The following is an 18,065-nucleotide window of genomic DNA, read 5'->3' as shown; positions in this document are numbered from 1 at the left end:
TGGACGCGGCCGCTGGGGTGCGGCGCGATGGTCACCGCACTGATCGCGACGGGGGCGGAGCGGGGATTTCGGCGAGCACGTCTCGCCGCCCGTGCAACGGCTCCTACGAAAACCGCTGTGCTGCCTGCCTTTCGTAGGAGCGGACCCTGTCCGCGATATGCACGTTGATCACGTGACGTCGCATCTCGAAGACCGGATCGCCTGCAGGGCAGGCTCCTACGAAAAACAGCGCGATGTTCGCCCGTCGCAGGAGCGGACCCTTTCCGCGATGCGCGCGTTGATCATGAGCAGTCGCGTGCTCAACGGTCGGGATCGCCTGCGGGGGCGGAGCGGGGATCTCGGCGAGCACGGCTCGCCGACCGTAGGACGGCTCCTACGAAAACCGCGACGATGTTGCGCTTCGGAGCGAGCCCTGCCCGCGATGCGAATGAACATCACGTGACATCGCGTGCCCGCAGATCGGATCGCCTGCGGGCACGCGCCTACTGTTCCAAGGCGGCCAGGGCCACGGCATGCACCGTGCGCCCTGAACCCGCCCCTCAGCCCAGCCGGCCGAGCTGTTCCTTCAACTTGCCCAGCAGATCGCCGAAGTCGGTCATGCGCTTGCGCTCCTGTTCGACCACATTGGCCGGTGCGCGGCCGACGAAGCTTTCGTTGCCCAGCTTGGCTTCACACTTGGCGATCTCGCCGCTGACCCGTGCGATTTCCTTGCCGATGCGCTCGCGCTCGGCGGCCACGTCGATCTCGATCTTCAACAGCAGGCGGAAGCTGCCGACCACCTGAACCGGTGCCGGCGAGGCCGGAAGCTCTTCGCCGACGGCCTGCACTTCGCTCAGCCTGGCCAGCGCGGCGAGATAGGGTGCGTAGCCGGTGATCGCCTCGATATTGCCGGCGGCCAGCAGCGGTACCTTCTGCGCCGGCGACACGCCCATTTCGCCGCGCAGGCTGCGGCAGGCGTCGACCATGGACTTCAGTTCGATCACCCAGGCATCGGCCGTCGCGTCGATGCGGCTGGGCACCGCCTGCGGATAGCGCGCGATCTGGATCGAGTCCCCCTCCTTGCGCGCCGCCAGCGGTGCGACCGTCTGCCACAGCTCTTCGGTAATGAACGGAATCAGCGGGTGGGCGAGGCGCAGCACGGTTTCGAGCACGCGCAGCAGGGTGCGGCGCGTGGCCCGCTGCTGTGCCGGCGTGCCGTTCTGGATCTGTACCTTGGCCAGTTCGAGATACCAGTCGCAGTACTCGTCCCACACGAAACGATAGATGGCCTGTGCCACCAGGTCGAAGCGGTAGTCGCCGAACTGCTTTTCGACTTCCGCTTCGACGCGCTGCAGTTCGCTGACGATCCACAGGTCGGGCGCCTGGAAGTGCAGTGCGCCTTCAGGGCCGCAGTCTTCATTGCACGGCGCCAGCCCGCAGTCCTGGCCTTCGCAGTTCATCAGCACGAAGCGGGTGGCGTTCCACAGCTTGTTGCAGAAGTTGCGGTAACCCTCGCAGCGCTGCATGTCGAACTTGATGTCGCGGCCAGGGCTGGCCAGCGAGGCGAAAGTGAAGCGCAGCGCATCGGTGCCGAAGGCGGGAATGCCGTCCGGGAATTCCTTGCGGGTGCGCTTTTCGATCTGTTCCGCCTGCTTCGGATTCATCAGGCCGGTGGTGCGCTTCTTTACCAGGTCGTCGAGCGCGATGCCGTCGATCAGGTCGATCGGGTCCAGCACATTGCCTTTCGATTTCGACATCTTCTGGCCTTCGGCGTCGCGGATCAGGCCGTGCACATAGACGTCGCGGAACGGAATCCTGCCGGTGATGTGCGTGGTCATCATGACCATGCGCGCCACCCAGAAGAAGATGATGTCGAAACCGGTCACCAGCACCGACGACGGCAGGTAGAGGTCGAGCGCCGGATTGCTCTTGTCCGGATTGCCCGGCTCCCACTCCGGCGTCCAGTCCAGCGTCGAGAACGGCCAAAGCGCCGACGAATACCAGGTGTCGAGCACGTCTTCGTCGCGCTTCAGTAGCGGCAGGTTCTCCTTGATCGCGTAATTCCGACCGACCTCGGGCAGCGTGTCGCCGGACATTTCGCGCGCCATCGCGGTCGCGACGGCGAGGCGCTTCAGGTCCGGATTCGACTGCGCCAGGTGCTCGAAATACTTCTGGTAGGCCTCGGCTTCCGAGTGCGCGACGAACACGTTGCCGCTTTCGTCGTACCAGGCCGGAATCTGGTGGCCCCACCACAGCTGGCGCGAAATGCACCAGTCCTGGATGTTGTTGAGCCACTGGTTGTAGGTATTGACCCAGTTTTCCGGGTGGAAGCGGATTTCGCCGCTGGCCACCACGTCGAGCGCCTTCTGCGTGATGCTCTTGCCGTCGGCGCCCGGCTTGGTCATCGCGACAAACCACTGGTCGGTCAACATGGGCTCGATCACCGCGTTGGTGCGGTCACCGCGCGGCACCTTCAGCGTGTGCTTGTCGGTCTTGTCGAGCAGGCCGGCCGCTTCGAGATCGGCGACGATGGCCTTGCGCGCGGCGAAGCGGTCGAGTCCTTGGTAGTGAAGCGGAATGTACTTAGCCAACAGCTCATCAAGAGTGAGCGAGTAGTCCGTCGCATTTTCTCTCTGTTGTGCGAGAGAGGCGTGCGTCGCGTCTTTCTCGTTGAACAAATCAAGAAGATTCGTAATGTCGGCAGTCCGGGTGATCGAAGTGCGGGAATAGAGCTTCGCATCCGGCGCGAGAATTGAGATAAGCCTGAGACCGTGGCGCTTGGCAACCGCGTAGTCGTTGAAGTCGTGCGCCGGCGTCACCTTGACCACGCCGGTACCGAATTCGCGATCGACATAGTCGTCGGCGATGACCGGAATTTCCCGGTCGGTCAACGGCAGCTTCACGGTCTTGCCGATCAGCGCAGCGTAGCGCTCGTCTTCCGGATGGACCATGACAGCGACGTCGCCCAGCATGGTTTCCGGACGGGTGGTGGCGACGGTCAGATGGCCCGAACCGTCGGCCAGCGGATAGCGGATGTGCCACAGCGAGCCGGCTTCTTCCTCCTGCACCACTTCGAGGTCGGACACCGCCGTGCCCAGCACCGGGTCCCAGTTCACGAGGCGTTTGCCGCGGTAGATCAGGCCTTCTTCATGCAGGCGGACGAAGGTTTCGGTGACGATTTTCGACAGGCCTTCGTCCATCGTGAAGCGCTCGCGCGTCCAGTCGGGCGAGGTGCCCAGACGGCGCATCTGGCGCGTGATGGTCGAGCCGGAGAATTCCTTCCACTCCCACACCTTCTTCACGAACGCCTCGCGGCCGAGGTCGTGGCGGGAGATCCCCTGGGCGTCGAGCTGGCGCTCGACCACGATCTGGGTGGCGATGCCCGCGTGGTCCGTGCCCGGCTGCCACAGCGTGTTGTCGCCGCGCATGCGGTGGTAGCGCGTGAGCGCATCCATCAGGGTCTGGTTGAAGCCGTGACCCATGTGCAGCGTGCCGGTGACGTTCGGCGGCGGCAGCAGGATGCAGAAGTTGGGCTTGTTCGGGGTGTCTGTGTCCAGGCCGGCAGCGAAGTAGCCGCGCGATTCCCACTCGGGGTACCAGCGGCGCTCGATGTCGGCCGGTTCGAAGCTCTTGGCCAGCGTCATGACGGGTTCGCGTAAAAGCAAACCGTCGATTATAGAGGCTGGTCCGGTGCTTCCGACGGGTCGCGGGACAGTGCCGCGGTGACCACTGCCACGCTGCGCGCCTCGATTTCACCGGCGATGGTGTCGCGCAGGTCGAGCACAGCCTGCTCTCGGATGCGCGCCGTGGCGTTTTCTACGGCGGCGCCCATCGCGGCTTCGAGTGCGGCGCGCAGTTCAAGCCCGACCAGCGCCGGCAAGGTGGTGCGGCTCCAGTCGTCGATCAGGCTCTGGATCAGCGGCGCCAGATCGCCGAACTGCTGCGTCAGAGCATACGAGGTGTTCTGCTGCAGTGCGTCCCGGAGTTCAGCGTTGATTTCCGCCCGGACCGCATGGCGGGCCTCGTCAAGCAGGTCCAGCCGTGTTTGCGCGGCGACCTCCTGCGTGACGCGCTCGGTGACGTCGCGCGTGACCTGCTGGGCGACTTGTGCAGTGACCTGCTGCGTCACGTCTGCCGTCACCGCAGCAGTGACTTCGGCGGTGACGCGCGCCGTCACGTCGGCGGTCACCCTCTCGGTGACTGCAGCCGTGACTTCGGCGGTCACGCGCTCAGTGACGTCGGCAGTGACCTGCGCCGTGATCTCCGCCGTGCGGTCTTCCGGTTCCGGGACGGCGATCAGCGCGTCGAGATCGATGGCTTCAGTCAGCAGCGGAATGCCGTCATCGACCGGGGCCGGCGCGGCATGACCGGCGACGAAGCTGCGGCTGCGCCGCATCAGGCTGTCGGCCCGGCCAAGCAGGTCATCACTCATGCGGGCTCCGCAGTGGCATGTCGGGTATGCAGGTCACAGCCGTGCTGCCGGTAGAACACGAAGCGTGCGCGGGCGGCGTCGCGGTCCTCGGTGTCGCGACCGACGATTTCGACGATGTGCTCGCGCTGTTCAAAGCCGTCCGGTACCTGAACCGACAGGTTCAGCAGTATCGCGTCGGCCGGCGCCAGCGCCGGGTCGCGGCCGATGCGCACCGGGGTGGCGTCGGCCAGCGGGTGGCCATCGCGCACATGCGGCACGAAGGCGAGGTGCTCGAAGGTCCACAACATCTGGTCGACGCGCGCTGCCAGCAGGTCATCGGCGCAATGGATCCACACACGGCGCCCGTCGGCGTGCCAACTGGCGACCAGTTCGCAGGCGTGGCGCAGCTTGTCGGGTGCGTCGTGGTGGAAGTCGACCCGGGGCATGGGCTCAGAGCTTGCCGGCGCGTTCGAGCAGGAAATTCACCAGCAGCGGCACGGGCCGGCCGGTTGCGCCCTTGTCCTTGCCGCTTTTCCAGGCGGTGCCGGCGATGTCCAGGTGCGCCCACTTGTACTTCTTCGCGAAGCGGGAAAGGAAGCAGGCGGCGGTGATGGAGCCGGCGGGCCGACCGCCGATGTTGCCCATGTCGGCGAAGTTGCTCTTCAGCTGTTCCTGGTAGTCGTCCCAGATCGGCAGCCGCCAGGCGCGGTCGAGCGCACTCTGGCCGGCGGCCAGCAACTCGTCGGCGAGCGCGTCGTCGTTCGCCATCAGGCCGCTGGTGACGTGGCCGAGCGCGATGATGCAGGCGCCGGTCAGCGTCGCGATGTCGACGACGCAGGCTGGCTCGAAGCGTTCGGCGTAGGTCAGCGCATCGCACAGGATGAGCCGGCCTTCGGCGTCGGTGTTCAGGATTTCGATGGTCTGACCGGACATCGACTTGACCACGTCGCCCGGCCGGGTTGCCGCGCCGCCCGGCATGTTTTCGACCGTCGGGATCAGACCGACCACATTGATCGGCAGCTTCATCGCCGCGATGGCCTGAAGCGTGCCGAGCACGCTGGCGGCGCCGCACATGTCGTACTTCATTTCGTCCATGCCTTCGCCGGGCTTCAGCGAAATGCCGCCGGAGTCGAAGGTGACGCCCTTGCCGACCAGCACCACCGGTGCATCGGCCTTCTTGCCGGCCCGATACTCCATGGCGATGAATTTCGGCGGCTGGCGGGTGCCGGCCGATACCGACAGCAGCGAACCCATGCCCAGCTTCTGCATGTCGGCGCGCTCAAGCACGGTGACCGCGATGCCGCTCTTGCGACCCAGTTCCAGCGCTTGCTCGGCCAGATAGGTCGGCGTGCAGAGATTGGGCGGCAGATTGCCCAGGGTTTTCGTGAAGGCGACGCCATGGCCGATGGCAGCACCCTGCACCAGCGCTTCTTCCGCCGCAGTGGCGCTGCATTTTTTCGGCAGCATGAAGGCCATCTTTGCCAGCGCGCGCGATTCATCTTTCTTGTGGCGTGCGTGCGTGTCGTAGCGATACAGAACGTCCAGCACGGCGCTTGCCGCCTGACGCAGGGCGCGCGCGCCAGCCGCCTTGCGCGGCGCTTCGTCGGCCAGCGCACACACCGCGTCGGAAGCACCCGTGTCGCGCAGTGCGCGCACGGCCGCAGCCACTGCATCGCGGTACTCGCGTGCGCCGAACTCCTTCTCCTTGCCCAGACCGACCAGCAGCACGCGCTCGGCGGCAACGCCGGGCAGCTTGTGCAGCAGCAGCGTGCTGCCTGCCTTGCCCTCCATGTCGCCGCTGTCGGTGATTTCGCTGATGCGGCCCTTGCTTGCCGCGTCCAGTGCAGCGGCAGTGGCAGTGAGCTTGCGGGATTCGTAGACGCCGACGATCAGCGCACCGGTGCGCAGTTTCTCGGGGCTGCCGCTCTTTATGCTAAATTCCACCCGCTTCTCCTCAAGTCAATTCGCGCCGCTTCAATCGCCCGATTATCGGTGTGAAGCCGCACACGAGTCAAAAAAGAACGCTGCGACGCGCCCCGGCGCAGAGCCGTTCCGCACGGAGCCCCAGGCTTGATCTTCCAGCGCGCCGCCCTGCGCGAATTCGCCAGCACAGCCTTGACGGTCTTTGTGGCCCTGTTTGCCATCGTGCTGTCCACGCAACTCGTGCGCCTGCTCGGACAGGCAGCCGGCGGAAAGGTGGCATCCGAAGCCGTGATGGCGCTGCTCGGCTTCGGGGCGCTGCGCTACCTGTCGGTCATCCTGTCGCTCACGCTGTTCATCGCCATCCTGCTGTCGATGTCGCGCAGCTGGCGCGATTCGGAAATGGTCGTGTGGTTTTCGACCGGCGTGTCGCTGACTGCCTGGATACGCCCGGTGCTGGTGTTCGCCGTGCCGCTGACCGTGCTGGTGGCGGTGCTGTCGCTTTATCTCGCGCCCTGGGCACTCAACAAGAGCGCCGAATTCCGCACCCGCATGAGCAATCGCGATGACGTGGCCCAGATGTCGCCCGGCAGTTTCCGCGAGTCGTCCCAGGCAGACCGCGTGTTCTTCGTCGAAAGCGGCGAGGGCAAGGAGGGTGCGGTGAAGAATATCTTCGTCAGCACGACCGACAAGGACAAACTGGGTGTGATGGTGGCGGGCGACGGCTACACGCAGACGGTTGAGAACGGAGACCGCTTTGTCGTGATGCTCGAAGGGCGTCGCTACGAGGGCGTACCGGGCAGCCCGGAGTACCGCGTAATGGAATTCGAGCGCTACGCAGTGCGCATCGAAACGCGCGAGGCGCAAGGCGTGGAGTCGCGGCCCTATCTGCGTACGGTCGAGGAACTGCTGGCCGATCCGACACCGCCCAACAATGGCGAACTGGCGTTCCGCATCGGGCTGCCGATCGCTGCGCTCAATCTGGCGCTGCTGGCGATCCCGCTTTCCTTCGTCAATCCGCGCGCCGGTCGCGCCACCAATCTGCTGACCGCGCTGCTGATCTACTTGATGTATTCGAACCTGCTTAGCGTCACGCAGGCCTGGGTCGCGCAGGGCAAGCTGTCGCTGCCCGGCGCACTGTGGTCGCTGCACGGTGGCATGTTCCTGCTGCTCGCACTCCTGTTTGCCTGGCGCACGTATTCACACGTGCCGCGGGCCTGGCTGAACCGCTGACCATGCTGATACACGAACGCTATCTGCGTCGCGAAGTCGTGCTGGCCACCCTGCTGGTGCTCGCGTCCTTTCTCGGCCTGTTCGGCTTTTTCGACCTGATCAACGAACTGGACAACCTCGGGCGCGGCAATTACGGGCTGGAGCATGCGGTGATGTACACCGTTCTGACCATGCCCGGTCGCGTGTATGAAACGCTGCCGATCGCCGTGCTGATCGGCGGTCTGTATTCGCTGACCACGCTGTCGCGCCACTCCGAAATCACGGTGCTGCGGGCATCGGGCGTGTCCACGCCGCAACTGCTGCGACTGCTGGCACGCATCGGTCTGCCCTTTGTCGTGTTGACCTTCGTCACAGGCGAGTTCGTCGCGCCGCCCGCCGAAAAGGCGGCGCAGGAACTGAAGCTCGCCGCACGTTCGCAGTTGCTGACCAGCGAATTCCGCAGCGGCTTCTGGATCAAGGACGAGAACGACTTTGTTAACGTGGGCAGCGTGACGCCGGACGGCAAGCTGCAGCAGCTCCGCATTTTCGAGTTCAACGATAGCCGTGTGCTGCTGTCGGTGCTGGAAGCCGCCGACGCAGCCTATCTGCCGCCCGAGGGCTGGACGCTGACCGACGTCACCCGCACCGAATTCACCGACAAGGGTGCGCGGGTGAGCCGATCGGACAGCCTGGTGTGGGAATCTGGCCTCAGCCCGGATGTGATGAGCGTCATGCTGGTCGTGCCCGAACGCATGTCGGCCTGGAAGCTCTGGCACTACATCCAGCACCTGGTCGACAACCGGCAGGAAACAGGCCGCTACGAAATCGCGCTGTGGAAGAAATTCACCTATCCGCTGGCCTGTATCGTCATGCTGGCACTCGCGCTGCCGTTCGCCTACATGCACAACCGCAACGCCGCGGTCAGCATCAAGGTATTCACCGGCGTGATGATCGGCGTGTTCTTCCACATGCTGAACGGTCTGTTTTCCAACCTCGGTGCGATCAATTCCTGGCCGCCCTATGCGGCAGCGCTTACGCCGGGGCTGCTCTTCATGTTCGCCGCGGCAGCCATGCTGTGGTGGGAAGACCGGCGATGACTTGCGGCTTTCATTGGCCCTTTGGAATGACTTACTTGACGCGGATCACCCGCGTGCCGGCCAGCCGATCGTGCAGAAACTGGCGCTCGCGATCGAACAGTGCCCAGATCAGGCCGGCGCCGCAGAACAGAACCGAAGGCCAGCTCAGCAGATAGCGCAGCACGGCGCGGCGCCAGTGCGGCGGTTTTTCCTGCGCCGCATCGACTACCTGGATACCCCAGGTCTGCATGGCCAGCGTCTGGCCGCCGCTGTGCCAGTAATGCACGAAATACAGGCCGAGCAGCGAGAACGCGTGCAGCCAGGCAAACCAGCCCTGCGGCGCCACCTCGAAAAAGAGGCCTATTGCCAGATAGGGCAGCATGAACCCAGCGGCCAGCACGCCCAGCAGCAACAGTGATTCGTACAACAGCGAAGCGAGGCGGCGGCGCAGGCCGGCCACCGGAAAACGGATGAGATCTGACATCTGAAAGTACGGGAGCGTGGAACGGCGACCCAGAGGTCTGCAGGAGTGCGAACTGCCCTCCTGCAGACCCCGGAACCCTGCGCAGTCTACTTGCGTACCGGAGCCGCGGTGGCGGCGCCCGGTGCTTTTTCTGCCGGGCGTTGACTGTCGCTGAAGCGCTTGCGTTCTTCGCGCGACAGGCTTTCGTAGGCTTCCCACTTGCGCGCAAGTGCTTCGCGCTGATCGGGCGGCATGGCCTGCAGGCGCTTGTAGCGCTCACGAGCCTCGACCCGCTCTTCTGGTGTAAGGCTGGACCAGTAGCTCATGCGCGCGCGCATGCGCGCCTGTTCATCGGGCGTCATCGATGGAAATCGCTGCGCCAGTTCGAGCCATTTCCGGCGCCGATCATCGTCAAGGTAATTCCAGTCTCCCCCCAGCGGGGAGAGCACATCGCGCTGCGCCGCGCTCAGTTGCTGCCAGTCGGGCTGGTCGCTGGCCTGTGCAGGGACTGCTGCGGTGATCGCCAGCACGACCGAAATCATGCACAGCAGGGGGCGCATCAGACGCCTCCCTGGTGCGCGACCCAGGCCGCGAAGCCACGGTCGAGGTAGGCATCGATCGGCAGGTCGTCCGTCAGCAGCGCGCTGTCGATTTCGATGACTTCGCTGTGATTCGCGTTCGCGCCATACTGGCCGGCGACAGTGGCGACCACCGCCAGCATGACAATGCCGAGCGCCGGAGTGATGACGTCGCGCAGCCAGCGCTGGCCGGTGCCCGGAAAGCCGGCCAGCTGGAACAGTGCGATCGGCGCCCGCCGCCTCGATGCATGCAGCGCAAGTGCCTTCTCGCGCGACTGGCCCAGACGGAATACGATGTCCGGCGGCAGTGCCGCACTGGCAGCTTCCAGCGCGGCATGCGCGCGCTGCCCGATCGCCGCCTGTTCAAGCGCATTCGGCTCGGGCCTGGTGATGGAATTGTTCATAGTTTGACGCCGCGCAGCTTCAGGGCGGCGGCCAGCGAATGCGTGGCGCGCGAGCAGTGCGTCTTCACACTGCCCTCGGAGCAGCCCATGACCGCCGCAGTTTCGGAAATATCCATTTCTTCCCAGTAACGCATCAGAAACGCCTCTCGTTGACGGCCCGGAAGCCGGGCAATCTCCCGCTCGATCAGCGCCATCACTTCTGCCTGCCCGACGTTCTGCTCCGGGCTGCGGCCGAGCGATGACGGGTCGTCGACCACCATGGTGTCGAGCAGATCGTAATCATCATCGTCATCCGCGCCGGAAAAGGCCGACAGCAGCGTTGTCCAGGTCGAACGCACCTTGCGTCGCCGGAATGCGTCACGGATGACGTTCTGCAGGATGCGCTGGAACAGCATCGGAAACTCGCCGGCTGGCCGGTCACTGTACTTTTCCGCCAGCTTTAGCATGGCGTCCTGCACGGCATCGAGCGCGGATTCGTCATTGCGCAACGCGAAGACAGCCTGTTTGAAGGCACGACGTTCTACGGCGGCGAGAAAGCTCGACAGTTCTTCTCTGGAAGCCAGATTGATTCCTTCTCGGGGTGTCTGCGCCGAACGATCAGCGTATTCTGGATCGGTCGGATGGAGGCTTGGTTCCCGGCGGGACGGGGCGCGGTGAGGAGCCCGCATTGCCGCGCAGATGGCGGACAAATGCCTTGACCACGCAACAGGTGCAGGCTACCCTCTGGCGCTTTTCCGGAAATTTTATACAGGTGGTTCAATGCTATTGACCGGAGCGGAAATTGTAGTCAGGTGCCTTGCGGAAGAAAAGGTCGAATATGTGTTCGGGTATCCGGGCGGTGCCGTCCTGTACCTCTACGACGAGCTTTTCAAGCAGGACGCGGTACGCCATGTACTGGTCCGGCACGAGCAGGCCGCGCTGCACGCGGCCGATGCCTACTCGCGCTCGACTGATCGTGTGGGCGTTGCGCTCGTCACGTCCGGTCCCGGTGTGACCAATGCCATCACCGGCATTGCCACGGCGTATATGGATTCCATCCCGATGGTGATCATTTCCGGTCAGGTGCCCACGGCCGCCATCGGTCAGGACGCCTTCCAGGAGTGCGACACGGTCGGTATCACGCGCCCCTGCGTGAAGCACAACTTCCTGGTCAAGGACGCAAAGGACATCGCCAGCACGATCAAGAAAGCCTTCTATATCGCCAAGACCGGCCGCCCGGGCCCGGTGCTGGTCGATATCCCGAAGGACATCACGATCGCCAAGGCGGAGTATGAGTACCCGAAATCGGTCACGATGCGGTCGTACAACCCGATCATCAAGGGGCATCAGGGGCAGATCAAGAAGGCGGTACAGCTGCTGCTCGACGCCAAGCGGCCGATGATCTACGCCGGCGGCGGCGTCATCCTGTCCGACTGTTCGGAGCAACTGACGAAGCTCGTTCGCACGCTTGGGGCGCCGTGCACCAATACCCTGATGGGTCTTGGCGCGTATCCGGCGACCGACAGGCAGTTCGTCGGCATGCTAGGCATGCACGGCAACTACGAAGCGAACATGGCAATGCAGTACTGCGACGTGCTGATCGCCGTCGGCGCCCGGTTCGACGATCGCGTGATCGGCAATCCGGCGGATTTCGCCCGCATTGCCCGCAAGATCATTCACATTGACATCGATCCGTCGTCGATCTCCAAGCGTGTGAAGGTGGATGTGCCCATCGTGGGCAACCTGCCGGACGTGCTGGACGACATCCTTCGCCTGCTCGACGGCTCGGCCGACCGCCCCGATCAGGAAGCGCTTGGCGAGTGGTGGAAGCAGATCGAGGAATGGCGCCGCCGCGACTGCCTGAAATACAAGCAGAGCGACGAAATCATCAAGCCGCAGTTCGTCATCGAAAAGCTGTGGGAAGTCACCAAGGGCGACGCGTTCGTGACGTCCGACGTAGGCCAGCACCAGATGTGGGCGGCCCAGTACTACAAGTTCGACAAGCCGCGTCGCTGGCTCAATTCCGGCGGCCTCGGCACGATGGGCGTGGGCATTCCTTACGGTATCGGCGTGCAGCTCGCCCACCCGGGATCTCCGGTCGCGGTCGTGACCGGTGAGGGTTCGGTGCAGATGAACATCCAGGAACTGTCGACCTGCAAGCAGTACCGCATTCCGCTGAAGATCTGCAGCCTGAACAACCGCTATCTGGGCATGGTTCGCCAGTGGCAGGAAATCATCCACGGCAACCGCTATTCCGAGTCGTACATGGATTCGCTGCCGGATTTCCCGAAGCTGGCCGAAGCCTATGGGCACGTCGGCATGCGCATCGAGAAGCCGGGCGATGTCGAAGGCGCCCTGCGCGAGGCGTTCAAGCGCAAGAATGATCTGGTGTTCCTCGACTTCCAGGTCGATCAGACCGAAAACGTCTATCCGATGGTGATGGGCGGCAAGGGTTTGACCGACATGATTCTGTCTTCGGAAGACTTGTAACCGTAATTCGAACGCTGCTGTACGCGGAACCGGGCGGCAACGCTGCCCAGTCCGTCTGCCGGGATTACCCGCCCGGCAGACAGCGGGCACCGGCCTCCGGCAGCCCGTTTCCGCGGCAGCGGTCTCTGCAATCCCTACCAAGGCGCTCGCAATGAGGCACGTCATTTCCGTATTGATCGAAAACGAGGCAGGTGCGCTGTCTCGCGTGTCCGGGCTGTTTTCCGCTCGCGGCTACAACATCGAATCGCTGACCGTGGCACCGACCGAAGACGTGTCGCTGTCGCGAATGACCATCATTTCCACCGGTTCGGACGACATCATCGAACAGATCACCAAGCAGCTGAACAAGCTGATCGAGGTGGTCAAGGTGGTCGACCTGTCCGAAGCGGCACACGTCGAGCGCGAGCTCATGCTGATCAAGGTGCGTGCGACCGGCAAGGACCGCGAAGAACTGAAGCGGGTCGCCGATATCTTCCGCGGCCGCATCATCGACGTGACCGACTCGACCTATGTCATCGAGCTGACGGGCAACACGACCAAACTCGATTCCTTCGTCGGCGCCATCGATGCGTCGCTGATTCTGGAAACCGTGCGTACCGGCGTCTGCGGCATCGGCCGCGGCGACCGCATATTGCGTCTCTAGGCTGCAATCGAATCCGTATCACCATCACGTACCGCATCACCGCTCAAACCCACACGTATAAGGGAAAACCCATGAAAGTCTTCTACGACAAGGACGCTGACCTGTCCCTCATCAAAGGAAAGAAAGTCACCATCGTCGGCTATGGTTCGCAAGGCCATGCCCACGCCCAGAACCTGTCCGATTCCGGCGTCAAGGTCACAGTCGGCCTGCGCAAGGGCGGTGCATCGTGGAAGAAGGCCGAAGGTGCCGGCCTGAAGGTGAAGGAAGTCGCTGAAGCGGTGAAAGGCGCGGATCTGGTCATGATCCTGCTGCCGGACGAGAACATCCCGCAGGTTTACTACGGCGATATCGAACCGAACATCAAGAAGGGCGCGACGCTCGCATTCGCGCACGGTTTCAACATCCACTATAACCAGGTCGTGCCGCGCGCCGACCTGGATGTCGTGATGATTGCGCCGAAGGGCCCCGGCCACACGGTGCGTTCCGAATACCTGCGCGGAGGCGGTGTGCCGTCGCTGATCGCCGTGTATCAGGACAAGTCGGGCAAGGCGCGCGATCTCGCGCTGTCGTACTCGGCCGCCAACGGCGGTACCAAGGGCGGCGTGATCGAAACCTCGTTCCGCGAAGAGACCGAAACCGATCTGTTCGGCGAACAGACCGTGCTGTGCGGGGGGCTGGTCGAGTTGATCAAGGCCGGTTACGAAACGCTGACCGACGCGGGTTACGCGCCGGAAATGGCCTACTTCGAGTGCCTGCACGAAGTGAAGCTGATCGTCGATCTGATCTTCGAAGGCGGCATCGCGAACATGAACTACTCGATCTCGAACAATGCCGAGTATGGCGAGTACGTGACCGGCCCGCGCATCATCGGTGCCGAAGCCCGTGCCGCGATGAAGGAGTGTCTGGACAACATCCAGAACGGCAACTACGCCAAGCGCTTCATCCTCGAAGGCCGCACCAACTACCCGGAAATGACGGCCCGTCGCCGTCTGACTGCAAATCACGAAATCGAGAAGGTCGGTGCCGAACTGCGTGCGATGATGCCGTGGATCGCGAAGAACAAGCTGGTCGACCAGTCGAAGAACTGATCCGGTATCGGTGCTGCCCGATCCGTCTGCGCGCGTGCGCGGGCAGATCGGGCTTTTGCATTTCGGGGTCGGCTGATTCGCGCTGACTCTTGCGACGTGGATCGTTGATGATGGTGGATCTGATCGCACTGGCGTTCACCGGATCGTCCTGAACGCAGTGTTCTGCCTTGCGCGCTGCTGTCCGCGCAGGATTTTCCGGAGAGAGCGCATGTCAGAGTACGACCCGCAATATGTGAAGCCCGCCGACCCGCTGAAACGCAGGCGCGGCATCTATATCCTGCCCAACCTCTTCACGACGGCTTCGCTGTTCGCCGGCTTCTACGCCATCGTGCAGGCCATGAACGGGCGGTACGAATATTCTGCGGTCGCGATTTTCGTGGCCATGGTGCTTGACGGCCTGGACGGACGCGTGGCACGCCTCACGCGCACCCAGTCGGCGTTCGGCGCCGAATACGACTCGCTGTCGGACATGGTGTCCTTTGGCGCCGCGCCGGCGCTGATCGCTTATGAATGGGCAATGCGCGGCCTCGGGAAATGGGGCTGGATTGCCGCCTTCATCTACTGTGCCGGTGCTGCGTTGCGACTGGCGCGCTTCAATACCAATCTCGGTACGGTGGACAAGCGATATTTCCAGGGCTTGCCCAGCCCGGCGGCAGCCGCGCTGGTTGCCGGTCTCGTGTGGGTCACGACAGACAATGGCTATACCGGCCCCGACATGCGCTGGGCGGCATTCGCAATCACCCTGTTTGCTGGACTGACGATGGTGAGCAATGTCAAATTCTGGAGCGGCAAGGACATCAATCTGCGCCGAAGCGTGCCCTTCATCGTCATCTTCGGGTTCGTACTGGCCTTCGTCACGGTGTCGTTGAACCCGCCGATCGTGCTGTTCGGCCTGTTTGTCGCCTATGCGCTGTCCGGTTACGTCATGCTGCTGGCGAAATTCTTCACCCGGAAATCGACTCCGCCTCCGGCCTGAACCGGGCAACGGACATTGCCGGGCGGCGAAATTGCATTTATATTCGGGTACATGAACGCGATCCGCCTTCCGTCGTCCTCCCTCTCGCTGCGCCGCCTGCTGCTGGCCCGGCCGCTGCTGCGCTCGCGCGCACACTAATTCCTCCCCACAATTTGTTGAAGTCTGCCCGCCGTGCGCCAGCGCCACCGCGGTGCGTTCCCGTACGCCGAACATTCCAGTCTGACACCGGAGAAAATCATGTCTGAACGATTGATCATTTTTGACACCACCTTGCGCGATGGCGAACAAAGCCCCGGCGCATCGATGACGCGTGACGAGAAGTTGCGTATTGCCCGTCAGCTCGAACGCATGCGTGTCGACGTCATCGAAGCCGGCTTCGCAGCTGCTTCGAACGGCGACTTCGAGTCGGTGCGCGCGGTGGCGGAAACCATCCGTGAATCCACCGTGTGCTCGCTCGCCCGTGCCAGCGAGAACGACATCCGCCGGGCCGGCGAGGCGATCAAGCCGGCCGCCAGCGGACGCATCCACACCTTCATTGCGACCAGCCCGATCCATATGGAGAAGAAGCTGCGCATGACGCCCGACCAGGTCGTGGCGCAGGCGATCAAGTCGGTCGGCTTGGCGCTCGAGTACACCGATGACGTGGAGTTCTCGGCCGAAGACGCCGTGCGCAGCGACATCGATTTCCTCGTCCGCGTCTTCACCGAGGTAATCAAGGCGGGTGCCCGGACGATCAACGTGCCCGACACGGTCGGCTACTCGGTGCCGGCGCAATGGGCCGAGCGCATGAAGCAGCTCATCGAGCGCGTGCCGGGCGCCGACAAGGTCATCTGGTCGACGCACTGCCACAACGATCTCGGGATGGCGGTCGCCAATTCGCTTGCCGCGGTGATGGCCGGCGCACGTCAGGTCGAGTGCACGATCAACGGACTGGGCGAGCGGGCAGGCAACGCGTCACTTGAAGAAATCGTCATGGCGGTGCGCACCCGGCGTGATGTGTTCGGGCTGGAGACGCGCATCGATGCCACGCAGATCGTTCCGGCGTCGCGCCTCGTGTCGACCATCACCGGCTATCCGGTGCAGCCGAACAAGGCGGTGGTCGGTGCCAACGCCTTCGCGCACGAGTCCGGCATCCATCAGGACGGCGTGCTCAAGCACCGCGAAACCTACGAAATCATGCGCGCCGAGGACGTGGGCTGGAACACCAACAAGCTGGTGCTCGGCAAGCACTCGGGGCGAAACGCATTCCGCGCGCGTCTCAATGATCTGGGTATCGTGGTCGAGTCGGAAGAGCAGTTGAACGTTGCCTTCGCCGCCTTCAAGGAGTTGGCCGACAAGAAACACGAGATTTTCGATGAGGATCTGCAGGCGCTGATGAGCGACGAGTCGGTCACGCCGGAAGAAGAGCTGTACAAGCTGGTCGCCATGAGCGTGCGTTCGGAAACCGGTGAAACGCCGTACGCTGCGGTGACGCTGATCGATGCAGGACGCGAAGCGACGGTCGAATCGAAGGGCAGCGGCCCGGTCGATGCGGCGTTCCGCGCGATCGAAATGGTGGCGGCGAGCAAAGCCGAGCTGTTGCTCTATTCAGTCAATGCGATCACCACCGGTACCGACGCGCAGGGCGAGGTGACGGTCCGTCTGGCAAGGGGCGGGCGCATCGTGAACGGTCAGGGCGCGGATACCGATATCATCGTCGCCTCGGCCAAGGCCTACATCAACGCGCTGAACAAGCTGCGCGGCGGTCAGAAGCTGAACCCCCAGGGTGAAAGCCCGATCTGACCAGAAGGCCGGCGCCGGGGCGCCGGCCTTTCTCATTCCGCTGCAGCCATCCGGCTCGGTGCCGTCAGCTTCGAATAGAACATGCAGCCGAAAAACAGCGTCGTCGTCAGCACGGTTGCGACGGCCGCCAGCTGTGCCGACAGCCCGCTGTCCGACGTCGCGCGCACGATGCCCTCCGTCAGGTAAACCAGGCTGAGCAACGACATCCACTGATGTGTATAGCGCTTGCCGCGCAGGATGCCGAACAGCGCGGCAAGCAGCGGCACGATCTTCAGCACCAGCCAGGATCCGCCCGGACGCAGCGGAGCAAGCCACAGTTCCCACGCGAGGCCGAGCAGGATGAGGGCGACCAGGCTGATGCTGGCCATCAGGTTCCAGTGACGTGCGCTCATGTCAGATGGCCAGTTTGAGTGCGGTGAGCGCGAGCCTGCGGCCGAGCGCGAAGGCCAGGCGTGCTTCCGGTTCGGTCAGCCGGTTGTCGCCATCGGCCCCCGCCACATGGCTTGCGCCGTAGGGTGTGCCGCCGTCGGGCGTCGTGGCGAGGTCGGGTTCGGAGTAGGGCAGGCCGACAATGACCATGCCGTGATGGAGCAGCGGCAGCATCATCGTCAGCAGCGTACTTTCCTGACCGCCGTGCTGCGAGGTGGTTGAGGTGAATACCGCAGCTGGCTTGCCTGACAGCGCGCCCGACAGCCATTGTGGGCTGCTGCCATCGAGAAAATACTTGAGAGGTGCTGCCATGTTGCCGAAGCGGGTCGGGCTGCCCAGCGCGACGCCGAAGCATTCTTCCAGATCGCACGCTTCGGCATACGGTGCGCCGCTGTCGGGCACTGTCGAGGCAACCGCCTCGCACACTGTCGATACTGCAGGTACGGTGCGCAGTCGCGCCGCAGCACCGTCGACCGAGTCGATGCCGCGCCCGACCTGGCGCGCCAGATTGAACACCGAGCCGTTGCGGCTGTAGTACAGAACCAGAATTTCCTTCACCGGATATCTTTCAACGCAGGTGATCCAGCACAATGAGTCAGGTGAGTGTACAGGCACCGGCCCCGGTCACCGAATTT

Annotated in this window: 17 protein-coding genes; 7 read left to right on the top strand and 10 right to left on the bottom strand. The window is 63.7% G+C overall.

The annotated features are described in order from the left end of the window. Window positions 1-539: 539 nt before the first annotated feature. The 4 genes from Q8R75_RS07670 to Q8R75_RS07655 are packed head-to-tail and all read right to left on the bottom strand — an operon-like array spanning window position 540 to window position 6,334. On the bottom strand, window positions 540-3,623 hold the full coding sequence (locus Q8R75_RS07670) for a valine--tRNA ligase (protein ID WP_305612749.1): 3,084 nt from the start codon (window positions 3,621-3,623) through the stop codon (window positions 540-542). Between the two features lie 29 nt (window positions 3,624-3,652). After that, complete coding sequence (locus Q8R75_RS07665; protein ID WP_305612747.1) at window positions 3,653-4,411, bottom strand: hypothetical protein; 759 nt, start codon at window positions 4,409-4,411, stop codon at window positions 3,653-3,655. Continuing rightward, window positions 4,408-4,836 carry a DNA polymerase III subunit chi gene (locus Q8R75_RS07660; protein WP_305612745.1) on the bottom strand — a complete coding sequence of 143 codons (429 nt, stop codon included), beginning with the start codon at window positions 4,834-4,836 and terminating at the stop codon, window positions 4,408-4,410. The genes Q8R75_RS07665 and Q8R75_RS07660 overlap by 4 nt, the downstream gene beginning before the upstream one ends. Window positions 4,837-4,840: 4 nt before the next feature. Then, window positions 4,841-6,334 carry a leucyl aminopeptidase gene (locus Q8R75_RS07655; protein WP_305626029.1) on the bottom strand — a complete coding sequence of 498 codons (1,494 nt, stop codon included), beginning with the start codon at window positions 6,332-6,334 and terminating at the stop codon, window positions 4,841-4,843. A 126-nt stretch (window positions 6,335-6,460) separates the two neighbouring features. On the opposite strand from Q8R75_RS07655, the gene lptF reads away from it, so the two are divergent. Beyond that, window positions 6,461-7,543, top strand: a complete 1,083-nt coding sequence (gene lptF / locus Q8R75_RS07650) for an LPS export ABC transporter permease LptF (protein WP_305612688.1) — start codon at window positions 6,461-6,463, stop codon at window positions 7,541-7,543. Between the two features lie 2 nt (window positions 7,544-7,545). Continuing rightward, complete coding sequence (gene lptG, locus Q8R75_RS07645) at window positions 7,546-8,619, top strand: LPS export ABC transporter permease LptG (RefSeq protein ID WP_305612690.1); 1,074 nt, start codon at window positions 7,546-7,548, stop codon at window positions 8,617-8,619. A 31-nt stretch (window positions 8,620-8,650) separates the two neighbouring features. On the opposite strand, the gene Q8R75_RS07640 is transcribed toward lptG, so the two are convergent. The 4 genes from Q8R75_RS07640 to Q8R75_RS07625 form a co-directional block, all read right to left on the bottom strand. Further along, window positions 8,651-9,082, bottom strand: a complete 432-nt coding sequence (locus Q8R75_RS07640; protein WP_305612691.1) for an RDD family protein — start codon at window positions 9,080-9,082, stop codon at window positions 8,651-8,653. A gap of 86 nt (window positions 9,083-9,168) precedes the next feature. Continuing rightward, a complete protein-coding gene (locus Q8R75_RS07635; protein ID WP_305612693.1) occupies window positions 9,169-9,621 on the bottom strand; it encodes a DUF3106 domain-containing protein in 453 nt (150 codons plus the stop codon). Then, window positions 9,621-10,043 carry a DUF3619 family protein gene (locus Q8R75_RS07630; protein ID WP_305612696.1) on the bottom strand — a complete coding sequence of 141 codons (423 nt, stop codon included), beginning with the start codon at window positions 10,041-10,043 and terminating at the stop codon, window positions 9,621-9,623. The genes Q8R75_RS07635 and Q8R75_RS07630 overlap by 1 nt, the downstream gene beginning before the upstream one ends. Next, entirely contained in the window at window positions 10,040-10,606 is a 567-nt protein-coding gene (locus Q8R75_RS07625) for an RNA polymerase sigma factor (protein WP_305612699.1), read from the bottom strand. Before Q8R75_RS07625 ends, Q8R75_RS07630 begins: the two co-directional genes overlap by 4 nt. A gap of 196 nt (window positions 10,607-10,802) precedes the next feature. Here Q8R75_RS07625 and Q8R75_RS07620 point away from each other — a divergent pair, with 196 nt between their 5' ends. The 5 genes from Q8R75_RS07620 (at window position 10,803) to Q8R75_RS07600 (ending at window position 17,001) form a co-directional block, all read left to right on the top strand. Further along, window positions 10,803-12,512 carry an acetolactate synthase 3 catalytic subunit gene (locus Q8R75_RS07620; protein WP_305626030.1) on the top strand — a complete coding sequence of 570 codons (1,710 nt, stop codon included), beginning with the start codon at window positions 10,803-10,805 and terminating at the stop codon, window positions 12,510-12,512. Between the two features lie 151 nt (window positions 12,513-12,663). Beyond that, a complete protein-coding gene (ilvN, locus tag Q8R75_RS07615; RefSeq protein WP_305611570.1) occupies window positions 12,664-13,155 on the top strand; it encodes an acetolactate synthase small subunit in 492 nt (163 codons plus the stop codon). Between the two features lie 71 nt (window positions 13,156-13,226). Continuing rightward, entirely contained in the window at window positions 13,227-14,243 is a 1,017-nt protein-coding gene (ilvC, locus tag Q8R75_RS07610; RefSeq protein WP_305626031.1) for a ketol-acid reductoisomerase, read from the top strand. Window positions 14,244-14,451: 208 nt separating this feature from the next. Further along, window positions 14,452-15,219, top strand: a complete 768-nt coding sequence (gene pssA, locus Q8R75_RS07605; protein ID WP_305611568.1) for a CDP-diacylglycerol--serine O-phosphatidyltransferase — start codon at window positions 14,452-14,454, stop codon at window positions 15,217-15,219. A gap of 237 nt (window positions 15,220-15,456) precedes the next feature. Beyond that, entirely contained in the window at window positions 15,457-17,001 is a 1,545-nt protein-coding gene (locus Q8R75_RS07600; protein WP_305626032.1) for a 2-isopropylmalate synthase, read from the top strand. A gap of 32 nt (window positions 17,002-17,033) precedes the next feature. Here Q8R75_RS07600 and Q8R75_RS07595 read toward each other — a convergent pair whose 3' ends face one another. Both Q8R75_RS07595 and wrbA read right to left on the bottom strand, forming a co-directional pair. Beyond that, complete coding sequence (locus Q8R75_RS07595; RefSeq protein WP_305611566.1) at window positions 17,034-17,393, bottom strand: DUF2069 domain-containing protein; 360 nt, start codon at window positions 17,391-17,393, stop codon at window positions 17,034-17,036. Window position 17,394: 1 nt separating this feature from the next. Beyond that, on the bottom strand, window positions 17,395-17,988 hold the full coding sequence (wrbA, locus tag Q8R75_RS07590) for an NAD(P)H:quinone oxidoreductase (RefSeq protein ID WP_305611565.1): 594 nt from the start codon (window positions 17,986-17,988) through the stop codon (window positions 17,395-17,397). Window positions 17,989-18,065: the final 77 nt, after the last annotated feature.

This window comes from Methyloversatilis sp., assembly GCF_030696805.1.
In the GTDB taxonomy this organism is placed as follows: Bacteria; Pseudomonadota; Gammaproteobacteria; order Burkholderiales; family Rhodocyclaceae; genus Methyloversatilis.
Note: the sequence above shows the minus strand (reverse complement) of the source record. Positions and strands in the feature narration are given on the sequence as shown.